20 protein-coding genes are annotated in these 21,710 nt (G+C 61.9%); 13 read left to right on the top strand and 7 right to left on the bottom strand.

The features are described from left to right. The first annotated feature begins 5 nt into the window (after window positions 1-5). The 6 genes from VZC39_RS07230 (at window position 6) to hdfR (ending at window position 6,609) form a co-directional block, all read left to right on the top strand. Window positions 6-2,420, top strand: coding sequence for a proprotein convertase P-domain-containing protein (locus VZC39_RS07230; RefSeq protein ID WP_349921716.1), 2,415 nt, complete (start codon window positions 6-8; stop codon window positions 2,418-2,420). A gap of 69 nt (window positions 2,421-2,489) precedes the next feature. Beyond that, window positions 2,490-3,848 carry an Lcl domain-containing protein gene (locus tag VZC39_RS07225; protein WP_434668397.1) on the top strand — a complete coding sequence of 453 codons (1,359 nt, stop codon included), beginning with the start codon at window positions 2,490-2,492 and terminating at the stop codon, window positions 3,846-3,848. Continuing rightward, on the top strand, window positions 3,845-4,402 hold the full coding sequence (locus VZC39_RS07220) for a DUF1566 domain-containing protein (protein WP_434667057.1): 558 nt from the start codon (window positions 3,845-3,847) through the stop codon (window positions 4,400-4,402). The genes VZC39_RS07225 and VZC39_RS07220 overlap by 4 nt, the downstream gene beginning before the upstream one ends. A 198-nt stretch (window positions 4,403-4,600) precedes the next feature. Further along, window positions 4,601-5,083, top strand: coding sequence for a serine protease inhibitor ecotin (gene eco, locus VZC39_RS07215; protein WP_434667054.1), 483 nt, complete (start codon window positions 4,601-4,603; stop codon window positions 5,081-5,083). Window positions 5,084-5,374: 291 nt separating this feature from the next. Next, window positions 5,375-5,734 (top strand): DUF413 domain-containing protein, encoded by a 360-nt coding sequence (maoP, locus tag VZC39_RS07210; protein ID WP_349921713.1) that lies wholly within the window; start codon window positions 5,375-5,377, stop codon window positions 5,732-5,734. Next, window positions 5,734-6,609 (top strand): HTH-type transcriptional regulator HdfR, encoded by an 876-nt coding sequence (gene hdfR / locus VZC39_RS07205; RefSeq protein ID WP_434667049.1) that lies wholly within the window; start codon window positions 5,734-5,736, stop codon window positions 6,607-6,609. Before maoP ends, hdfR begins: the two co-directional genes overlap by 1 nt. Window positions 6,610-6,776: 167 nt before the next feature. Here the strand turns inward: hdfR and tyrA are convergent, their stop codons facing one another. The 6 genes from tyrA to glpT form a co-directional block, all read right to left on the bottom strand. Then, entirely contained in the window at window positions 6,777-7,916 is a 1,140-nt protein-coding gene (gene tyrA, locus VZC39_RS07200) for a bifunctional chorismate mutase/prephenate dehydrogenase (RefSeq protein WP_434667046.1), read from the bottom strand. 131 nt (window positions 7,917-8,047) lie between these two features. After that, window positions 8,048-9,121 carry a 3-deoxy-7-phosphoheptulonate synthase gene (locus tag VZC39_RS07195; protein ID WP_349921710.1) on the bottom strand — a complete coding sequence of 358 codons (1,074 nt, stop codon included), beginning with the start codon at window positions 9,119-9,121 and terminating at the stop codon, window positions 8,048-8,050. A gap of 341 nt (window positions 9,122-9,462) precedes the next feature. Next, window positions 9,463-10,545, bottom strand: coding sequence for a glycerophosphodiester phosphodiesterase (glpQ, locus tag VZC39_RS07190; protein WP_434667043.1), 1,083 nt, complete (start codon window positions 10,543-10,545; stop codon window positions 9,463-9,465). 100 nt (window positions 10,546-10,645) lie between these two features. Further along, window positions 10,646-12,133: a glycerol-3-phosphate dehydrogenase gene (gene glpD, locus VZC39_RS07185; RefSeq protein WP_434667040.1), complete on the bottom strand. Its 1,488-nt coding sequence runs from the start codon at window positions 12,131-12,133 to the stop codon at window positions 10,646-10,648. 330 nt (window positions 12,134-12,463) lie between these two features. Further along, the gene (locus VZC39_RS07180; protein WP_349921707.1) at window positions 12,464-13,222 is read right to left on the bottom strand and encodes a DeoR/GlpR family transcriptional regulator; all 759 of its coding nucleotides are present in this window, start codon (window positions 13,220-13,222) and stop codon (window positions 12,464-12,466) included. A 100-nt stretch (window positions 13,223-13,322) separates the two neighbouring features. Continuing rightward, window positions 13,323-14,678 carry a glycerol-3-phosphate transporter gene (glpT, locus tag VZC39_RS07175; RefSeq protein WP_434667037.1) on the bottom strand — a complete coding sequence of 452 codons (1,356 nt, stop codon included), beginning with the start codon at window positions 14,676-14,678 and terminating at the stop codon, window positions 13,323-13,325. 488 nt (window positions 14,679-15,166) lie between these two features. Here glpT and VZC39_RS07170 point away from each other — a divergent pair, with 488 nt between their 5' ends. Continuing rightward, window positions 15,167-16,018, top strand: a complete 852-nt coding sequence (locus tag VZC39_RS07170) for an MIP/aquaporin family protein (protein WP_349921705.1) — start codon at window positions 15,167-15,169, stop codon at window positions 16,016-16,018. A gap of 54 nt (window positions 16,019-16,072) precedes the next feature. Next, entirely contained in the window at window positions 16,073-17,575 is a 1,503-nt protein-coding gene (glpK, locus tag VZC39_RS07165; RefSeq protein WP_434667034.1) for a glycerol kinase GlpK, read from the top strand. Between the two features lie 113 nt (window positions 17,576-17,688). Here the strand turns inward: glpK and VZC39_RS07160 are convergent, their stop codons facing one another. Further along, window positions 17,689-18,591 carry a LysR substrate-binding domain-containing protein gene (locus VZC39_RS07160; protein ID WP_434667031.1) on the bottom strand — a complete coding sequence of 301 codons (903 nt, stop codon included), beginning with the start codon at window positions 18,589-18,591 and terminating at the stop codon, window positions 17,689-17,691. Window positions 18,592-18,836: 245 nt separating this feature from the next. Here VZC39_RS07160 and VZC39_RS07155 point away from each other — a divergent pair, with 245 nt between their 5' ends. The 5 genes from VZC39_RS07155 (at window position 18,837) to dkgB (ending at window position 21,565) form a co-directional block, all read left to right on the top strand. Further along, window positions 18,837-19,184, top strand: a complete 348-nt coding sequence (locus tag VZC39_RS07155; RefSeq protein ID WP_349921701.1) for a GFA family protein — start codon at window positions 18,837-18,839, stop codon at window positions 19,182-19,184. Between the two features lie 225 nt (window positions 19,185-19,409). After that, complete coding sequence (locus VZC39_RS07150) at window positions 19,410-19,796, top strand: DUF6404 family protein (RefSeq protein ID WP_349921700.1); 387 nt, start codon at window positions 19,410-19,412, stop codon at window positions 19,794-19,796. 41 nt (window positions 19,797-19,837) lie between these two features. Beyond that, complete coding sequence (locus VZC39_RS07145; RefSeq protein WP_349921699.1) at window positions 19,838-20,203, top strand: VOC family protein; 366 nt, start codon at window positions 19,838-19,840, stop codon at window positions 20,201-20,203. A gap of 157 nt (window positions 20,204-20,360) precedes the next feature. Next, window positions 20,361-20,651, top strand: a complete 291-nt coding sequence (locus VZC39_RS07140) for a putative quinol monooxygenase (RefSeq protein ID WP_434667026.1) — start codon at window positions 20,361-20,363, stop codon at window positions 20,649-20,651. A gap of 110 nt (window positions 20,652-20,761) precedes the next feature. Further along, window positions 20,762-21,565 carry a 2,5-didehydrogluconate reductase DkgB gene (dkgB, locus tag VZC39_RS07135; RefSeq protein WP_434667023.1) on the top strand — a complete coding sequence of 268 codons (804 nt, stop codon included), beginning with the start codon at window positions 20,762-20,764 and terminating at the stop codon, window positions 21,563-21,565. The last annotated feature ends 145 nt before the right edge of the window (window positions 21,566-21,710 follow it).

The following is a 21,710-nucleotide window of genomic DNA, read 5'->3' as shown; positions in this document are numbered from 1 at the left end:
CATTTATGAAGCCCTCTTCCCTGGCCCTCTGGCTGGCGGCCACCCTGCTCGCCCAGCCCCTCGTCGCGGCCGAGCTCATCTATGTCGATGAGGCGCCGCTCTCCACCACGCCCCAAGCCTGGCTCGAACAGCGCCTCGGCGTGACCCTGACCCCCGACTATGACAGGGCCAGCCTGCTCGGCCATCACTACAGCTTCCGCCAGCAGGTCAACGGCCTGCCGGTGGCCACCACCCAGGCCGCCGTCAGCCTCGATGCCGCCGGCAAACCCTGGCGCCTCTATCACAACCTGCGCCCGCTCCAGAGCACCCAGGCCGGCTGCGATCCCAGCACGGACCTGGATCCCCTGCTCACCAGCCTGCGGGATGCGGGAGCCGAGATTGACTCTCTCGGCCCGGTGGAGGCCTGGTACTGGCGCGACGGGGAGACCCTGACGCCGGCCCTGCGTCTGCGCATCCGCGAACATCGGGATGGCAACGCCAAGGCGGCCTACCAGCAGCTGTTTGCCAGCTGTGATGGCAGCCAGGAGCTCGGTCGCTGGCTCGATGCCGCCACCACCACGCCGACGGACCCTGCCGATGCCGGCGACGTCAGCGTAGAGGCGCGGGTGTTCGATCCGGACCCCCGCACCCAGTTGCAAGATGCCAGCCTGGTCTGGCACGAATCCCTGGTACTTGCGGATGCCGCCTATCAGGACAGGGTCGCCCTGCCGGTCACCCTGCGCGGCAGCGACTATGTACTGAGCGGCCCCAACGCCCGGGTGGTGGATGCCATGGAGCCCAACACGGCACCCTACAGCGCCGACAATCCGCAGGCATTTCGCCTGACCCGGGATGATATCGGCTTTGCCGACATCAATGCCTACTACCACCTGGATCTCGCCCAGCGCCACATCAAGGCGCTCGGCTTTGCGGATCTCATCCCGGGTGCCATCGATATCGATACCGATTCCGGCTATCAGGACAACTCCCTCTATGACCCCTTCGAGCGCAGGCTGGAGCTGGGTCGCAGCGGGGTGCCCGATGCCGAGGATCCCATGGTGGTCTGGCACGAGTTCGGTCATGCGGTGCAGCACCACATAGTGCCGGACATGGGGGACGAGGCGGATTGGGGCGCCATCGGCGAGGGCTTCAGCGACTATCTGGCCGCCAGCCATCGTCAGCGCAGCGAAGCGGGCCGCAACTTCGAACCGGCCCTGGTATTCAACTGGGATGCCCGTTTCACCGATCGTGCCCCGCGCCAGCTGGACGACATGCGCGCCCGCTACCACCCGGACTACACCTACCCGGCCCACAGAACCGTCAACGGCAGCAACGGCGATCAACTCTGGGGCACCCCCTTGTTCCAGGCCCTGCTGGCCTCGGTCGCCGAACACGGCGAAGCGGCGCGCGATGAATTCGATCGTCTGATCATCGAGTCCCACTTCGGCCTGGGCCCGGCCATCAAGATGCCGCAGCTAGCCCGCCTCACGGTGGAAACCGCCGAGCGGCTCTATCCGGCCCGTCACTACGGCCGTCATCTGGAGCAGGCGTTCCGCCAGCACGGTCTGTTGCAGGCCCCCGTCAACCTGGCCCTGGCCGATGGCAGTGCCATCGAACTGGGTCAACCCCAGTCCGTGGTGCTCACCTTGAGCAACCCGGGCAACAGCCCGGTGACCCTGCACAGCCTGACCCTGGCCCTGCCGAGCGGCTTGCAGGCCGATCCTTATCAGTGGCAGACCAGCACCCTGGCGGCGGGGGCCAGCATGAACACCACCCTGCGTCTGCAAGCCCAGAGCCCCCTCGCCTGTGGCGATGTGGCCGAGCTGCCCCTGACCTTGGGCCTCACCGGCGCCAGTCCGAGCGAGCGTCAATGGCAGCAGTCCCTGAGCCTGCCCATCGGTACCCCTGTCATCGCCCGGGCGAGCGGCCAGGCCCAGACCCTCAAGGATGCCCAGAGCACCGACGAGAAGGGACTGAGTCAGGCCAGCCTGGTGATGGCCAGAAGCGATGCCCGCGTGAGTGGCGAGCTGCTGCTGAATATTGACTTGCAGCACGAGGCCCTGGACGAGCTGGAGATCTGGCTCAACTCCCCCTCCGGCACCCGGGTGCAGATCTGGGACAAGGGCCACAGCCCGCTGCCACGGCTCAAAGGGACCTTCCCGACCGATCTGCAATCCCTCCAGTCTCTGAGCCTGTTCAATGGCGAGCCACTGGCGGGCCAATGGACCCTGGAGATCGTCGACAACGCCCCCGGCAAACAGGGTCGTCTCAACAGCTGGAGCATCAGCCAGCGCATCGGTGCCCAGTGCGGCGAGCCCATCCCCCTGCCGGATGACGGCATCCTTCACTTCAACGTCCCCGACAGCAGCGGAGGCGGTGCCTTCAATCTGCTCTGGCTGCTGCCGCTGGCGTTCTGGCGTCGATGGAGCCGTCGCGGCTAAAGACCCGATCAACCCTTAATCAAGCGCGAGGGGCCGGTGCCCCTCCAAGGAACAAAGATGAAGATGAGAATGACCCCGCTGGCCTGCTTGCTGGCGCCCCTGCTCACCGCCTGCGGCGGTGGCGGCACGGATGAGGCCCCCCTGGCGGCGCCGGACTATCACCTGACGGTCAACCTGCCCCAGGCGGGCACCCTTTGTGTCAACCTCAACCAGAACGAGAGCTGCGATGCCGGTGAACCCGAGGTCAGCGGCACTGCCGGTGCCCGCCAGCTGAACGGCACCTCTCCCGCCCTGCTGACCAGCCCGCTGCTGTTCATCCCGACGGATGCCGCGGCCCTGACCCTGACCCACCCGGCGGCACGTCTGGATGGTCAAACCCTCACCCCGACCCCGCTCAGTACCTTGCTGCAGGTGCGCATCGGTGACGGCCTTCCCCCCGCCCAGGCGCTGACCGCCCTGCTGGCGGATCTGGCCCCCCTGCAGCCGGGCCAGGATCTGGCCGCCCTCGGCCAGCTTGAGGCGTTCAACCAGGCCCTCGCCGAACTGGCGCTGGCCGCCCTCGACGATGCCACTACCCTGCCGGGCGTGGCGGCCAATGAACGTCGCCGCCAGATCTGGCAGGGTCTGATGACCCTGCTGCCCGAGCTTGGCCAACATTTTGCGCAAAGCCCCGAACTGTTGAGCTTGCAATCCCGTCTCGCCGACGTGCTGAGACAGCAACAACCCAGGGCCCTGGTCACCGCCAGCGGCGTCACCACCTACACGGACGGGGTGGACTACCTGCTGACCAGCGAGCCTGCGGATCACCCAGGTCAGGATGCCAGCCTAAAGCAGTCCCCCTTGCGTTATCGCAAGCTCGACAGCCAGGGACAGCCGCTGCCAGACAGTGCCACCCAGTGGGATTGCGTGGAAGATCTCAACACCGGCCTCGTCTGGGAGAAGAAGCTGGATGATCCGGACAGCCCGCGGGATCTGCACCGGGTCTTCGCCTGGGAATTTGGCAACTATCACCCGAGCCAGGATGAGCGGGACTACGCCTGCCCCGATGGCGATGCCATCTGCTCCACCGAGGAGTACCGTCAATGGCTCAACAGCCAGAAGTTGTGCGGCATCCAGACGTGGCGCCTGCCCCACAATCAGGAGTTGATGAGCCTGCAGCATTTCGGCTCCCTCACTCAGCAAGATGGCCAGGTGGTCAGCATGGATGTGCGCTACTTCCCGGATGTTGGTCCCTCCAACGGGGACTACGATGGCATCTACTGGAGCCAGACCCTGACCCCGTCCAGACGCCTTGAGAGTGTGCCCATCGCGGTCCTGGGTCCCCAGTTCCTAGGGGAGGATCCGGGCGCCGATTATCCCTATGCGGTCCAGAATCCCGATGAAGTCAATGCCCTGCAACTGCGCCTGGTGGCCGAGGTAACCCGATGAACAAGTTTCTCCTGACTCTGCTGCTCAGTCTCTGCAGCCCGCTGGCCCTGGCCATCGCCATCTGTGACGACAGCCTGCCCAGAACCAGTCCGACGTCCCGCTTCCTCGATCACGGCAACGGCACGGTGACGGACCGAGCCTCCGGCCTCACCTGGATGCGCTGCCAACTGGGGCAAAGCTGGCAGGGCAACAGCTGTAGCGGCGAGCCGACCCGCCTCTACTGGCAGCAGGCCCTGCTGACCGCCGAGCGGATCCGCACCGAATCCAATCACGCTCTCTATGGCTTTGGCGGTCACACCGACTGGCGTCTGCCCACCATCAAGGAGCTCACCAGCCTGCTGGAATCGGCCTGCTACAAGCCGGCACTGAACGAGACCATCTTCCCGCGGGCCATGGCCGGTGAGGGCAAAGAGGTGAACGACGGCTATGTCTATCTCTGGTCCTCCACCCCCTTCCCCGCGGGCAAGACGGTGGCCTACCTCGACATCACCAGCGGTTCTGTCGGACTGCGCGCCCCCAGCGCCTGGGCCAAGCAGGTGCTGCTGGTTCGCTGACCAATGAAAGGGACCGGATCCCCGAGATCCGGTCCCTTCCCATATAAAGAAGGCGTATATTTGTGAGGCGCCTCGTCAAAAAAGCATCAAATTACGTCATTGCGTGCCGGTTCATGCAGGTTTTGCCCCCCGGGGCGCTGGAATGAAACCGGCAGAGCGGTTAGTCTAGCGGCGTTGAACCAACCCCATGAGGTACAGATGAAAACCGTATTGCGTTTTAGCCTGCTGGGCGCCTTGTTATTGGGCGGCCATGCCTTCGCCGCCGAGCCTAAAAAATTCGATATCAGCATGTTCCCCGCCGCCGAAGTGAACCAGGAACGTGTCGTGATCCGTCTGCCAGAAGTCGAGAATGAAGCGGACATGATGGTCGAGCTGCAGGTCGGCAAGAAGATGCTGGTGGACTGCAACCTGCCGCGCTTCGCCGGCAACCTGGAACAGCACAGCGTCAAGGGCTGGGGCTACAACTACTTGGCACTTGGCCAGGTCTCCGGCCCCGTCAGCACCCTGATGGCCTGCCCGGATGGCCAGAAGAAGGAGACCTTCATCCAGATCTACGGTCAGGGCTTCTTCGTGAACTACAACTCTAAGCTGCCCTTCGTCATCTATGTGCCGCAGGAGTATGAAGTACGCTACCGCCTGTGGCGTGCCGACAACCTGGCCCAGCCAGCCATGATCGAGTGAGTATTGAAGTTCAGGTTCAGCGGCTTCACCCAGACTCAAATAAAGCGCCATTTGGCGCTTTATTTTTTGGCTTTTGTCTGTCAAACGGTGACGTTTCCTTTACAGAAACTGACATAACTCCACTATTTTTCAGGCTTTTTTGTGTCCGGCAGCGCAAAATCCCGGTGCGGGATGAGACAAAGGCTGTTCGATGAAAGATATTTATTAACATAGTAAGAAAATTGATTTTGCACTCTGCGACGGCCTGATGATACTTGCCCGCAAAGGTCAAACTAACCAGAACAAGAGACTATGAGCTTCGAATCAGATAAGCGTTTCAATGACTTCAAACATTTCCCCCGTGGCCTGCGTCGCAGCGGTGAATTTACCGTCGCCGAAGCGGACAGTCTGGAAAAATACGGTACCGTCATGCTGGCGCTCTATCAGGGCAATCTGGCCCCCCGTGATGATGTCGAAACCGCCTTTATCGAGCAGGTGAAATCCGGTGCCGCCGGCAGCAACCCCCACGCCAAGGTGTGGTTCAAGTATCTGAAGGTCATCGGCCCCAAGCGGGTTCATCGCCTGTGTACCGTGGCCGGTGGTGCCAACGAAGATGCCGGTGGCAGCTTCGAGAGCAGTGGCGGTGGCGGCAGTGACGAGTCCCTCGATTAATGGATACCGAACTGCTTCGGACCTTTATCGAGGTGAGCAAGACCCGGCACTTCGGCCGGGCTGCTGAGAATCTCTACTTGACCCAGTCGGCGGTGAGCTTTCGGATCCGCCAGCTTGAGCAGCAGCTCGGGGTCAGTCTGTTTGCCCGGCATCGCAACAACATCCGCCTGACCGCCTCCGGCGAGCGGCTGTTGCCCTACGCCGATGCCATCTTGCACACCCTGGGCCGCGCCAAGCAGGACGTGGCCCTCTCCCCCGGGTTCAGCCAACAACTCGCCATCGGTGCCCCTGCGGTATTCTGGGAGCTCGATTTCAACGACTGGCTCAATCACGTCTATGCCCTGGCTCCCGGTCTCGCGGTACGCCTCGAAACCGCATCGCGCGAGCACCTGTGCCGCCAGTTGCTGGAGCGCTCCCTCGACTTGGCCCTGCTCTCCGAGCCGACCAAGATCGACGAGATTGCCCTGCACCCCATCGGCGAGCTGGTGTTCGAACTGGTGAGCCGGGATGCCAGCGCCAACGCTGACAGCCTGATGCAGATGCCCCATATTCATCTGGATTGGGGCACCAGCTTCGAGGCCCAGCCGAGCCGGTTGCAGAGCCTGCAAAAGACGCCGGTGCTGCACTCGAGCTCCGCCAACATGGCGTTGCAGTTCGTGCTGGCCAACGGCGGCGCGGCCTATCTGCCGCGGCGGATGGTGAGCCCCTTCCTGGAGCAGGGCAAACTGCACCTGGTGGACGGGGCCCAGGCCCTGAGCCGACCGCTCTACCTCGCCTATCTGGAGAAATCCGATCGCCGGGAGCTCATCGATCAGCTGCTGACCCTGCCCCTTGGCTGGGATGGCGCGGATCTGCGACTGCCCGCCACGCCATGAGCCAGCGGCAGTGAGCACGGCAGGCTGATTGGGGCTCTTTCGGCCCCATGTCATGCTGCCTGATTGCAGTTTTACCTCATCATTTATCTGTGTGATTCAAAAAAGGCAGCGCAAGTGCAACGAAAAAGGGGCCTGATGGCCCCTTTTGTCTGGGTAAAAACCGGGTGTCAGCCGTGGTGGCGACGATCGTTGGCCTGGGCCAGCAGCATGCGGCTCTCGCGCAGGAAGTCGTCCGCCTTCTCGCCAAAGTAACCGGAGACCTCGGAGAAGGCATCGATGAAGCCCGCCCGATCCCCCCGATCCAGCAGCCCCAGCACCTCGCCGAAGTTCTGGTAGTAGCGGCGGATCATGGCGAGGTTCTGCGGTGACGACAGGATGATGTCGGCGTAGAGGTGGGGATCCTGGGCAAACAGCCGCCCTACCATGGCGAGCTCCAGCCGGTAGATGGGGGAGCTCAGGTTCAGCAGCCGGTCCAGATTGGCCTGCTCCCGGGAGAGGTGCAGACCGTAGGCGAAGGTGGCGAAGTGGCGCAGCGCCTGGATGAAGGTCATGGCCTCGTCGTGCGCCTTGGCTTCCACCTGCTGCAAACGGGCACCCCAGATGGTCATCTGATCCAGCAGCCACTGGCTGGCGGCGGGCTCCCGTCCCTGACAGCAGACGATCACCTGCTTGGCGAGGCTCGCCACGTCGGGCCCGAACATGGGGTGCAGCCCCAATACAGGCCCCTTGTGCACCGCCATCATATGGGCAAGGGGCTCGGCCTTGACGCTGGTCACATCCACCAGCAGGCAGTCGGCGGGCAAGTTGCCGAGCCGGTCGATGATGTCGCAGGTCACGTCGATGGGCACCGCCACCATCACCATGCCGGCGCCGCTCAATATCGCGTCGGCGCGCGGCCAGTCGGCCTGCTCCAGGCTCTCGACCCGGTAACCCGACAGGCTGAACAACTGGCCGAACAGGCGACCAAGCTGGCCCTGTCCGCCGATGATCACCACCTTGCCGAGGGCCGGATTCATGCACTTGAAGTGATGCTCCTTGTCGCTGGCGGATTCGAGAATATAGGATTCGCGCATCACCCGGCGCAGCACATCCTCGATAAGATCCCCGGGTACCCCCAGGGTCTCGGCCTCGGCGCGGCGGCGGGCCAGCATGCTCGCCTCCCTGTCCGGCGCATAGATGGGCAGGCCATGACGGCTCTTCACCTCACCCACTTCCCCCACCAGGGCCAGACGGGCGGCCAGCAGATCGATCAGCTGCTTGTCCACCGCGTCTATCTTGTCCCTGAGGGCATTCAACTCTTCGGCCATATCCAGTCCTTGTTGGCGCCGCCCCTGGCCGCGCCCTGTGATCCAATCGATCGCAACAGATGTCATGAGAGCGCCACGACCGCTGGCCGTGGCGCTCTCCTCCCAAGTCAGTGATGACAAGATACCACGGCTTAAGACGCGGTTCTGCCCTTGAGGGGCGCGGCCAGCTGGCGATGGCAGCGAGCCAGCAAGTCGGCGGTGGTGTCCCAGTCGATGCAGGCATCGGTGATGGAGACGCCGTAGCGCATCTGCGCCTTGGGCTGCTCGCTGGACTGGTTGCCCTCCAGCAGGTTGGATTCGAGCATGACCCCGATGATGGAGCGGTTGCCCTCCTGGATCTGGTGGATGACGTTGTCCGCCACCTTGGGTTGCAGGCGGTGATCCTTGCTGGAATTGCCGTGGCTGCAATCCACCACCAGGCCCGGCAGCAGACCCGCCTTCTCCAGCGCCTCTTCCGCCAGCGACACATTGACCGAATCGTAGTTCGGGTGCTTGCCGCCGCGCAGGATCACATGGCCATCCGGGTTGCCCTGGGTCTGCAGCAAGGCGACCTGTCCCTGCTGGTTGATGCCCATGAAGGCGTGGGGGCTGGAAGCCGCCTGCAGCGCGTTGATGGCGGTGCCCAAGTTACCGTCGGTACCGTTCTTGAAGCCGACCGGCATGGAGAGCCCGGACGCCATCTCACGATGGGTCTGGGATTCCGTGGTGCGGGCACCAATGGCCGACCAGGAGAAGAGCTCCGCCAGGTATTGGGGGCTGATGGGATCCAGCGCCTCGGTGGCGAGTGGCAACTCCAGCTCGGCGAGCCAGCAGAGCAGCTCGCGGGCGCGGTGCAGCCCGAGCTCCACATCGAAGGTGCCGTCGAGGTTGGGATCGTTGATAAAGCCCTTCCAGCCGACCGTGGTGCGTGGCTTCTCAAAGTAGACCCGCATGACAATGTAGAGAGAATCCTGATAGGCATCATGCAGCGCTTTGAGTCTGGTTGCGTACTCTTTGGCGGCGTCCATGTCGTGGATGGAACAGGGCCCACAGATCACCAGCAGACGGTGATCGCGACGATGGATGATGTCGGCGATGGTGTTGCGGGCCCCTTGCACGAAGGCCAGCGCGCGATCGGAGATGGGCAGTTTCTCCTTGAGCTGGGCAGGCGTGATCATCACTTGTTCGGACTGGATATGGATGTTGTTCAGGGGATCTCTTTGCATTTTCTCATTCTCTCTACTGTATCAAGCCAAAAGTGCGAGTGTATTTTTATGTTTACACGAGTCAGCACTTTGTTACGCAACCGCCCCCACCTTACCAAGGAAAAACAAACAATCAAGTGAAACCAGCGGTGAAACGGCTCAACAGGTGAATAAACGACCACCCCGCGAATCTAAACAGCCATAAAAACGGGTGTTCCTTACCTCCAAAGCACAAATGATCGTAAATATAATTTTACACACAAAGAGCCTAGGTCACAGGCAGATGACTCCCCTTTGCCATTATCAGGCATAAAAAAGCGGGGCACCGGCCCCGCTTGCGTTCCCATGCTCTCTTTTCGTTGTTATGCCTTGCCGTGCGCCTTGATGACGGCGACCGCCTTGTCCGGGAAATCGCTGAACACCCCGTCCACGTCCGCCTGATAGAGGAAGATGTTGAGCAGATCGGTGAAGTCCTTGGCATAGGCCGGGATCTGGCCTTCATCCTGACGGAAGGTATAGGGATGCACTTTCAGACCGGCGGCGTGGGCCTCCTTCACCATGCCGGTGATGACCGGCTTGCCCGGGGTGCCCGGCTCGGTGACGATCATCGGCTTCCAGGGACCGATGCCATCGGCGTAGGTGGCGATGGTCTTCATGGCCCCCGGTTTGAACATCCAGTCGTAGTCATAGGGGGTCGCCTTGCCCTTGGCGTCGTAGACCATGGTCTCGTTCCAGTCGGTCTCGGCCATCAGCTGTACCAGCTTCAAGTCCATGCCAAGCGCCGGCATCAGCTCGCCGTCGATGCGCTTGAGCTCATCCGCATCGAAGCTCTGCAGGTAGATCTTGCTCTCCTTGCTGGTGTAGCCGTACTGCTTCAAGACCTTCAGCACCGCCTTGGAGATGTCCTTGCCCTCGTGACGGAACAGCCAGGGGGCCTTGATCTCCGGGTAGATGCCGATGTTGTTGCCGGTGCTTTTGTTGAGCCCCTGGATCATCTCGATCTCTTCCTGGAAGGTGTGGATCTTGAAACTGGACTGCCAAAGGGGGAAGCGCGCCGGGTAGACGGGCACCTGCTTGCCATCCACCAGCTGGAACGGCTCGGTCATGCGCAGTGAGCGCACCTCAGCCAGGGTGAAATCCACCACATAGTAGCGACCATCGGCGCGGGCACGGCCCGGGAAGCGCTCGGCCACGTCGGTGATGCCATCCAGGAAGTGATCGTGCATCACCACCAGCTGGTCATCCTTGGTCATCACCAGATCCTGCTCCAGATAGTCGGCCCCCATGCCATAGGCGAGCGCCTTGGATTCCAGGGTGTGTTCGGGCAGGTAACCGGAGGCGCCGCGGTGGGCGATGACCACCTTGCCTTCGTCGACGGCGAGTACAGGCAAGCTGAGTGCGGCCCCGAGGCCAAGGGCGACCAGGGAAAGGGAGGATTTTTTCATGGCTAGTGCTCTTTGTTATTGTTTATTGGATGTAGGTGATTGTTATAGCAGAGGTTTGTTGCAGTAATGCGGCGGGCGGCCAGGGCCGCCCGCCATCATGTCAGCTCGCCTTGGGCAAGGCGTGATGATGTTCGCCGAGCCAGGCTTGCAGCTGTTGCTGCTCGGGCTCGGAGAGGCGCAGCCCCAGCTTGCTGCGGCGCCACAGGATGTCTTCCAGACTGTGGGCCCACTCCCGGTTGATGAGGTAGCGCACCTCGGATTCATACAGACCGGCACCAAAGTGCTGGCCGCGCTCCTCGTGCAGCCAGAGGCGGGCCTGGCTGCCATACGCCTCGGCGATACGATGGGCGCTGCGTTCATCCAGCCAGTCGAACTCGAGCTGATAGGCGCGGGCCAGTTCGCTCGTGGTGCAGTCGAACTCGCCGCCGGGCAAGCGGGTGGTGGCGGTCCAGTCTTCCCCCATCTGGCCGAACCAGGGTTTGAGTTTGTTGCAGGCGGCCTGGGCCAGCTTGCGATAGGTGGTGAGCTTGCCGCCAAACACGGAGAGCAGCGGGGCGCCATCGGACTCGCCACTGAGCTCCAGGGTGTAGTCGCGGGTCACCGCCTGGGGGGAGTCCGACTCGTCATCGCACAGCGGACGTACCCCGGCGTAGGTCCAGATCACATCGGATGGCGCTATCTGGTGGTTGAAGTGGCCATTGACCACCTTGCACAGATACTCCACCTCGGCGCTGCTGATCTTGGCGTCTCGCGGCTCCCCTTTATGCTCCACGTCCGTGGTGCCGATCAGGGAAAAGTCCTGCTGATAGGGAATGACGAAGACGATGCGGTTGTCCTCGTTTTGCAGGATATAGGCCTCTTCGCGCTCGTGGATGCGCGGCACTATGATGTGACTGCCCTTGATGAGGCGAATGCCACGGGGGGATTTCTCGTGCAGGCTCTCGTCATAGAAGGTCTTGACCCAGGGGCCGGCCGCATTGACCAGGGCGCGGCAACTGACGTTGAACTGCTCGCCCCCTTCCCGCTCCAGGGTCAGGGTCCAATGTTTGGAGCCGCGCACCGCCTTGACGCAGCGGGTGCGGGTCTGCACCTCGGCCCCCTTGTCCCGGGCCAGCATGGCGTTGAGCACCACCAGGCGGGCATCATCCACCCAGGCATCCGAATACTCGAACCCCTTGTTGATCCCCTGTTTCAGGCCATCTTGCGGCAGGAAACGCACCCCGCAGCTGCCTTTTAGGCGATCCCGCTTGGCCAGGTTGTCATAGAGGAAGAGGCCGGCGCGGATCATCCAGGCCGGTCGCAGGTGTGGGCGATGAGGCAGGCGAAAGCGCATGGGACGGGCGATGTGGGGGGCCATGCCAAGCAGCACCTCCCGCTCCGCCAGGGCCTCTTTCACCAGCCGGAACTCGTAATGCTCGAGGTAACGCAGGCCACCGTGGATCAGCTTGCTGGAGTTGGAAGAGGTAGCCGAGGCAAGATCCTGCGCCTCGAACAGCGCCACCTTCAGCCCGCGCCCCGCCGCATCTGCCGCAATGCCGACCCCGTTGATGCCGCCGCCGACGACGACCAGATCATAATGTTCGCTCATGTTCACCTACTTTCTTATTTTGGGTTTGCCACGGTGGCAATGTTTGATTTCGCTCATATTAGAACATTAAAAAATGATAAACGAACATTTCATGGAGGAAATGTGATCGGGATTGTTCTGACAATGCTAAAAATGCTGCCAGTCGGTGACCGTCTGGTCACTCGGTCGCAACCCGGATAACGACGCGCAGACGAAGCCGCGAGAGTGGCCGTGAAGGTGCCGTGCACAAGCGTGCGCGGCAGGCGCAGGGAAATGTGCGGGGGATTGGGCGAAGCGCAGAGTCAAAGCGGCCGCCCGGAGGCGGCCTGTGCTAATGCGGGTGCAGAAGGTTCAGCAGATGTGGCAGGGGATCTGGTGCTGGGTCATCAGCCGCATCAGCCGCTCCGGCGGCTCTTCGTCGGTGAACAGGGCATGGATCTGGCTGAGGTTGCCGAGGTTGACCATGGCGTTGCGGCCAAACTTGGTGTGATCCGCGGCCAGGAACACCTGACGGGAGTGGGCGATGATGGCCTGGGCGATCTTCACCTCGTGATAGTCGAAATCGAGCAGTGAGCCATCGTTGTCGATGCCGGAGATGCCGATGACGCCGTAATCCATGCGGAACTGGCCGATGAAGTCCCGGGTCGCCTCCCCCACGATACCGCCGTCCCGGTTGCGGATCTCGCCCCCTGCGATGATGACGGTGAAGTCATCCTTGGCGGTGAGAATGCTGGCGACGTTCAGGTTGTTGGTGACGATGCGCAGTTCGCGATGATCGAGCAGGGCGCGGGCGATGGCTTCCGTGGTGGTGCCGATGTCGATGAACAGCGACGAGCCGTCCGGGATATTGGCGGCCACCTCGCGGGCGATACGCTCCTTCTCCTTGAGCTGCATCACTTTACGGGCGCTGTAGGCGGTGTTGACCGTGCTCGAATGCAGGGAGGCTCCGCCGTGATGACGCCGGATCTTGTTCTGCTCCGCCAGATCGTTCAAATCCCGACGAATGGTCTGGGGGCTGACGTCAAAATGGGTCACCAGATCGTCGGTCGAGACGAAGCCCTGCCGGGTCAGGACGTCCAGGATCTCCAGATGTCGTTGGGTTTGCTTCACGCTTGCACTCCGCAGATGAGACGAAAAAAGGCCCCGGCAGTGCGGGGCCTTTGGCAGTGTACCCTATCCCTTTTCGGATCGATAAGGGCAGGATCACGTTTTATGCCTTGTTGACGCTAGCCTTGTGTGCCAGAGACTGGTTCTCGTGCTTGAGGGTCATGGCCAGCAGCACGATGGAGAGCACGCAGGAGACCACCAGCACCATGAAGCCACCATCCCAGCCGAAGTGGTCGACGGTATAGCCCAGCATGGCGTTGGCGGCCACGGCGCCCCCCAGATAACCGAACAGCCCGGTGAAGCCTGCGGCGGTACCGGCGGCCTTCTTCGGCGCCAGCTCCAGGGCGTAGAGGCCGATCAGCATGACGGGGCCATAGATGAGGAAGCCGATGGCGACCAGGGCCATCATGTCCACGCTCGGGTTGCCCGCCGGGTTCAGCCAGTAGACCAGCACGGCGATGGTGACCAGCACCATGAACAGGATGCCGGCCGGTGCGCGGCGGCCCTTGAACATCTTGTCGGAGATCCAGCCGCACAGCAGGGTGCCCGGGATGCCCGCCCACTCATAGAGGAAATAGGCCCAGGAGGAGTGATCCACGCTGAAGTCTTTCGCCTCTTTCAAGTAGGTCGGTGCCCAGTCCAGCACACCGTAGCGGATGAGGTAAACGAAGGCGTTGGCGATGGCGATGTACCACAGCAGCTTGTTGTGCAGCACGTACTTCATGAAGATCTCCTTGGCGGAGAACTCCTGCTCGTGGCTCTCGTTGTAGTCCTGCGGGTAGTCGTTCTTGTACTCCTCGATGGGAGGCAGACCGACCGACTGCGGGGTGTCGCGCATCACGAAGAAGGCGATCACCGCGATGGCTGCCGCGGCCGCCGCCGGTACATAGAAGGCGCTGCGCCAGTCGTTGAACCAGCCCATGCCGAGGATGAACAGCGGGCCTATCATGCCGCCGCCCACGTTGTGGGCCACGTTCCAGACTGAGACGATCTCGCCCCGCTCTTTCTGTGACCACCAGTGCACCATGGTGCGGCCGCAGGGAGGCCAGCCCATCCCTTGCACCCAGCCGTTCAGGAACAGCAGCACGAACATGATGGCGATGCTGGAGGTGGCCCAGTGCACCGTCCCCATCATGAACATGATGCCGGCCGAGAGCAGCAGGCCGGCGGAGAGGAAGTAACGGGCATTGGAGCGGTCCGACACGTTCCCCATCAGGAATTTCGACAGTCCATAGGCGATGGAGACCCCGGACAGGGCCAGACCCAGATCACCGCGGGAGAAGCCCTGCTCGATGAGATAGGGCATGGCCAGGCTGAAGTTCTTGCGCACCAGGTAATAACCGGCATAACCGAAGAAGATCCCGAAGAACACCTGCCAGCGCATGCGCTTGTAGAAGGGATCGACCTTGTCGGCCGGCAACCGCTCGATATGGGGTGCGGGCCTGAAGAGACTAAGCATGTTCTGCTTCCTTATTGTTGTTATGGGCCGTTGAGAGTGCCCCGAGTACAGCTGCGACCAAGGAAGACCTCATTCGCAAGCGAGCCAATTGTGCTCACTTGTGAACATTTAATCTGTGATGAAGACTCAATTATTGCAGTTTTATTACAAAATAAACCATCGAATGAGCGTTTGCTCATTAACCAAAAGGCCTTATGAAACAAGGTTTCGCAGTACCCACTAAGTGGTAATCCAATCGAAGTTAGCGGTTATTAGTCACATTTTATTAGCAATGAGTGGGATCTTGCCCACATTTCCGATGGCGAGGGGATGGTGAATCGGCGCAGAAGAGTTATTTTCTCACTCGTCCAAGAACGAGCGCAAACGAGCATAACGTTTGCGTCAACTCAAACAACAAGAAGAAACGTTTTCGGGCGCAATAACTAGGACGAAAAGATAACGAAACGGAACATCAAACCTACTCTGGGTGGATATAAGGAATAAAAGGTATGAGCATACAAAGACCCAATACCCTGCTTGGCGAGTGCATCGCCGAGTTTATCGGAACCGGCCTGCTGATCTTCTTCGGCGTCGGTTGTGTGGCCGCCATGGTGCTGGCTGGCGCCAACTTCGGGCAATGGGAAATCTCCATTACCTGGGGTCTGGGCGTTGCCATCGCCATCTATGTCACCGGCGGCATTTCAGGTGCCCACCTGAACCCGGCCGTGACCCTGGCACTGATGACCTTCGCCGGTTTTGACAAGCGCAAGGTGGTGCCCTTCATCATCGCCCAGATAGCGGGTGCCTTCGCCTCCGCCGCCCTGGTCTACTTCCTGTATGATAACCTTTTCACCCAGTGGGAACTGACTCACAACGTGGTGCGTGGCAGCGTCGAGAGCCTCGGTACCGCCGGCATCTTCTCCACCTATCCCAATGCCCTGCTCTCCAACATGCAGGCCTTTGCGGTGGAACTGGTGATCACCGCCGTGCTGATGCTCGGCATCATGGCGCTCGGTGACAACAACAACGGTGCTCCCAAGGGCTTCGCCGCCGCCCTGCTGATCGGTATCCTGATCGCGGTGATCGGCGCCTCCCTCGGCCCCCTGACCGGCTTTGCCATGAACCCGGCCCGTGACTTTGGTCCCAAGCTGTTCGCCTTCTTCGCCGGCTGGGGTGACGTGGCCCTGACCGGTGGTCGTGACAACCCCTACTTCTGGGTTCCCATCCTCGGCCCCATCGTCGGCGCCCAGATTGGTACCGCCCTCTATGTGAAAGTGCTGGCTCCCTGCGTGCCGGGCAACCGTGTTGCCGCCGCCGAAGAGGCCGCCAAGCTGTCCAATAAAGAAGAGGCCGCCGCGTAAGAGCGGCCCTCCCCTGCGTATAAAAACGTGGAAAATAAAAACGTGGAGAACATCATGTCTGCTGAAAAGAAATATGTCGTCGCCCTGGATCAAGGCACCACCTCGTCCCGCGCCATCGTGTTTGACCAGGACGCCAACATAGTCGCGACCTCCCAGCGCGAATTCACCCAGCACTACCCGAAGGCGGGCTGGGTCGAGCACGACCCCATGGAGATCTGGGCCACCCAGTCTTCCGTCTTCACCGAGGTGCTGGCCAAGAGCGGCCTGCACAGCGAGCAGATCGCCGCCATCGGCATCACCAACCAGCGTGAAACCACCGTGGTGTGGGAAAAGGCCACCGGCAAGCCCATCTACAACGCCATCGTCTGGCAGTGCCGCCGCACCGCCGCCATCTGCGAGGAGTTCAAAGCCCGCGGCCTGGAAGAGTATGTGCGCGAGAACACCGGCCTGGTGCTGGATGCCTACTTCTCCGGCACCAAGGTGAAGTGGATTCTGGACAACGTGGAAGGGGCCCGCGAGAAGGCGATGAACGGCGAACTGCTGTTCGGCACCATCGACACCTGGCTGGTGTGGAAGATGACCAACGGCGAGGTGCATGTCACCGATCCGACCAACGCGTCACGCACCATGCTCTACAACATCCGCGATCTGAAGTGGGATGAGCGCATGCTGGACGAGCTCGGCATCCCCATGTCCATGCTGCCGGAAGTGAAACCCTCTTCCGAGATCTATGGCTACACCACCCGTGGCGGCGGCTCCCGCATCCCCATCGCCGGCATCGCCGGTGACCAGCAGTCCGCCCTGTTCGGCCAGCTCTGCTTCGAGAAAGGCATGGCCAAGAACACCTACGGCACCGGCTGCTTCATGCTGATGAACACCGGCACCGAGCCGGTTCGCTCCAGCAACGGCCTGCTGACCACGGTCGCCATCGGCCCGAAAGGGGAAGTGAATTATGCCCTCGAGGGTGCCGTGTTCATGGGCGGCGCCACCATCCAGTGGCTGCGTGATGAACTCAAGATCATCCACGATGCCCGCGACACCGACTACTTCGCCTCCAAGGTGGGTGACACCAACGGCGTCTACCTGGTACCGGCCTTCGTGGGCCTGGGCGCCCCCTACTGGGATCCCTACGCTCGCGGCACCATGGTCGGCCTGACCCGGGGTGCGAACCGCAACCACATCATCCGCGCGGCGCTCGAATCCATCGCCTACCAGAGCCGTGACGTGCTGGATGCCATGCAGCAGGACTCCGGCATCAAGCTGGCATCCCTGAAAGTGGATGGCGGCGCCGTCGCCAACGACTTCCTGATGCAGTTCCAGGCCGACATGATGCACACCCCAGTGGTGCGTCCGACCCGCATCGAGACCACCGCCATGGGCGCGGCCTTCCTCGCGGGCCTCGCGGTCGGCTTCTGGAAGAGCTCGGAAGAGCTGGAAGACAAGTTCAGCGTGGACCGCGAGTTCATCCCGCAGATGGACAGAGACGATCGCGCCAAGCGTTACAACGGCTGGAAGAAGGCCGTGGAGCGCTCCCGCCGCTGGGCAGAAGAGGATTGATAGGGCGACCTGTCCTTTCGTGAGATGAAAAAGAGGCCGACAGCGATGTCGGCCTCTTGTTTATGCTTTGAAAGCCATAAAAACAGCACAAATGCGCTGTCAAAATCGGCCCGTCACAGCTCATTGGCGCCGAGTCGCTCCTTCAGGAAGTCGAGCCAGACCCGCAGCCGGATATCCCGCTGGGCATCGGAGTAAAACACCGCATGGATAGGGCGGGACGCGCCGCTGTTGCTGCGAGCCAGCACTTCCACCAGGGCGCCGCTCGCCCTGTCCGGCCCTGTCATGAAATCCGACAAACAGACGATCCCCTGATCCGCCAGCGCCAGCTGACGCAAGGTCTCGCCGCTGCTGGCCCTAAGCGTCGGGGTGATGGCGAATCTGTCTCCTTGTTCGCTGCTCAGCAGCGGCCAGTGGTTGAGGTGATCGGGGTGCAAAAAGCCGAGCAGCTCGTGGCCTGCCAGCAGATCCGCCGGCTGGCGCGGCGTGCCTCGCGCCGCCAGATAGGCGGGGGACGCCAGCAACCGCAGCCGGGAGCGACCAAGCGGCAGGGCCCGCAGGGAGGAATCCGTCAGCTCGCCGATGCGGATGGCCATGTCCACCCGCCGCTCCATCAGGTTGATGAAACCCTCGGAGCTGTGCAGTTGCAGCTCGATGCCGGGGTAGCGGCGACGGAACTCGCCGATGAGGGGCACCAGCCGGTGCAGGATGAAAGGGGTGGCGGCATCGACCCGCAATACCCCTTCCGGCTGCTCCCGGCGCATCAGCAGATGCCCCTCCGCCTCGCTCATCTCGGTCAGGATCCGCACCGCCCGCTGATAGAACCAGCTCCCCTCCTCCGTCAGGCTGACCCGCCGCGTGGTGCGATTGAGCAGGACGGTCGAGAGTTTCTCCTCCAGCCGTTTGATGCCGCGGCTCACCACGGAATTGTCCATCCCCAGGTTCTCCGCCGCCTGGCGAAAACTGCCCGCCTCCACCACGGCCACGAACAGGGTCAGTTCATCGGAATGGGTCTTCATTGTTGTTATCCCGGCAAGAAAGATGGGTCTTTATAGGCGTAATGCCCGTTAGTTGGCAAGACGGATGAGGACGATCAGCCCCTTTACTGGCGCCGCAACCATTCCCTGCAGACAGTCCCCTTGTCGCTCCCGGCCCCCGCAATGGGGCCTGACTATACTGAGGCGGGTCGCTTATCGCCCCGTGACAGGCATGCCCTGGATCACGCAGGCGCCTGCTCGGGGATCCATCAACCAAGGAGTCAGTCATGAAGTACAAGGGAAGCTGCCACTGCGGCAAGGTGGCATTTGAAGTGGAGGGGGAGCTGACCCAGGCCATGGCCTGCAACTGCTCCATCTGTCAGCGCAAGGGATCCCTGCTGTGGATGCTGCCGCGCGCCAAGCTGACGTTGTTGACCCCGGACGAGGCGGCCAGCACCTACACCTTCCACAAACACGTGGTCAAACACCGCTTCTGCCCGGTGTGCGGCATCCACCCCTATTGCGACGGCGTGGATCCCAAGGGCAATCACATCGTCGCCGTCAATGTCCGCTGTCTGGAAGGGGTGGATCCCGACGCCCTGCCGGTGCAGCACTACGATGGCCGGGCTCTGTGAGCAGGTGCTGAGCCCTGTCATCCGCACGCCGGGGCAGTCGAGCCTTGGCGTGCCCCCCTTTGCACCACCGCCCCTCCCTCAGGCTCGGTCAATCCCTCACCCCCAGGATGGGATCTGGCGCTAACTCTCCAGCCCACAACAAGGTTACAATCGACGCCTACATAGGGATATTCGGAGCCGGCGTCTTGTCGCCAGCTCCGCTTTGCTGTTATGAAAGGGAAGCAGATGTCATTTGAACACCGCCTGTTCGCCGCCCACAAAGAGCTGGCCAGCAAGGGCATTAAGGAACTCAACTACAACCCGCCACTCATCTGGCTGTTGCGCAAGGCGGGGATCAATATCAGACCGCCCTACTATGAGCACTTTATGGTCAACCTGCTCACCATGGGGCTGCCGACAGGCATCATCTGGGGTCTGCTGATGTGGTTCTTCGGCTGGGAGCATGAGGTGAGCCTGGGGTATGCCCTGCGCCAGACCAGTTTTTTTGCCATCGGTGTCGGGCTGCTGATGGCCATCGTCTTCTGGGTGCGCCGTAAGCAACTCAAGCTGACTCCCTGGAAGGCACTACCCGGCTCCACCCCACGGACCCAGCAGCGCTGGCAGCCCAGATAGGGCAACCACTCAGGCAACATCCATCTAGCAAGGAGCCGTGCATGACCCAGTCCCATGAAAAACTGAACTATGTGGAGTTTGCCGCCAGGGATCTCGCCGCCACCAAAGCCTTCTTCGAGGGAGCCTTTGGCTGGCAGTTCGTCGATTACGGCCCCGACTACTGCGCCTTTGCGGGAGAAGGGCTGGATGGCGGCTTCTACCGGGCGGATCTGTGCAGCCACAGCCACCAGGGAGGCGCCCTGCTGATCTTCTACAGCGCCGATATTGCCACGACCCAGGCCAAGGTGAGCCAGTGGGGCGGCATCATCAACCGCCCCCTGTTCGACTTCCCCGGCGGTCGCCGTTTCCATTTCGTCGAACCGAGCGGCAATGAGTTTGCGGTCTGGTCCGAGTCGGCCCAAGCCTGAGTTGGCGCGGCAGTGCCCTGTTCCCATTGAAGGGTTGGCAGTCCATGCCGCCAACCCGCGATTGCTGCGCTGCGCTCAATAGTGTTTTGCGACCTGCCCCCTCTTTCACACCCGCCGCCGCAGGCATACTGACCCTCGTTGTCCCGAGGAGAGTCAGATGCCCGTCCCCATCACAGTGATTGCCGAGCTGGAGGCCAGACCCGAGTTTGGCGCCGAGCTGCCATCCGCCCTGGCCCCGCTCATCGCGGCCAGTCTGCAAGAGCCGGGGTGCCTTCGCTACCAGTTGCATCAGAGCCTGGATGCCCCCCACCGCTGGATGCTGCACGAGGAGTGGGCGAGCGAAGATGCGCTTGTCGCCCACCAACAAGCGCCCCACTTTATCGCCTTCCGGGCCCAGACCCGGGACTGGCTTGCCACGAGCCAGGTTCGCCGCTATCACTTGGCCTGACCGCCTGCACCGCTTTACTGCCCATCAAGAGGGTCAGCCGCCGATGGCGACCCGAGTGATGAGCAACCCCATAAACAAGAGCGTAAAAAATAGAGAACATGAGGAAATTGATGATGAAAATGCCCGCAATGGGTTTGGGGACCTTCCGCCTCAAGGGCGAGCCCCTGATCGCCACCCTGAACACCGGCCTCGAACTCGGCTATCGCCATATCGACACCGCCCAGATCTATGACAACGAGTCCGAGGTGGGCCAAGTGCTGGCAAGCACGAACGTGCCTCGCCAGGATATCTATCTCACCACCAAGGTGTGGACCAGCGAGTTCGGCCCGGGCAAGGTGATCCCGAGCCTCAAAACCAGCCTCGAAAAACTGCGCACCGACTACCTGGATCTGGCCCTTATTCACTGGCCCTCTCCCAAGGATGAGGTGCCGATGGCGGTCTATCTGGAGCAGCTGGCCGAGGCCAAGGCCCGGGGCCTGACCCGGGAGATCGGGGTTTCCAACTTCACCGTGGCTCAGCTCAAAGAGGCCATCGCCATCCTGGGACCGGGCGCCATCGCTCACCAGCAGGTGGAAATTCACCCTTTGCTGCAAAACCGCAAGGTGGTGGCGTTCTGCCAGGAGCAGGGCATCGCCCTCACCGCCTATATGCCGCTCGCCTATGGCAAGGTGCTCACCGAGCCGCTCCTGCTGGAAATAGGCAAACGCCACGGGGTCTCCCCGGCCCAGGTGTCCCTGGCCTGGCTGCTGGCCCAGGGCATGGCGGTGATCCCGAGCTCCACCAAACGGGAGAACCAGGCCGCCAACCTGGCCTCTCTCAAGGTACAGCTCAGCGGCGAGGAGATGGCCCAGATAGCGACCCTGGATCGGGGCGAGCGCTGCGCCAATCCGGACTTTGCACCGGCCTGGGACTGATCTGTCAGCATATTCAACTGCACCATGATGTTGTGAAAGCGGGAGGCACTGTGCCTCCCGCTTTTTTTGGTTTTGTGTACGTCCCACATCACGTCTAACCCGATAATCCCCGCCTTCCTCGATGTATTGCTGCTCATTTGGCAAA

It is taken from the genome of Aeromonas sp. NJAU223 (assembly GCF_051125555.1).
GTDB classification, from domain to species: domain Bacteria; phylum Pseudomonadota; class Gammaproteobacteria; order Enterobacterales; family Aeromonadaceae; genus Aeromonas; species Aeromonas veronii_G.
The sequence above is the reverse complement of the archived record's forward strand: the minus strand, read 5'-3'. Positions and strand labels throughout refer to the sequence as shown.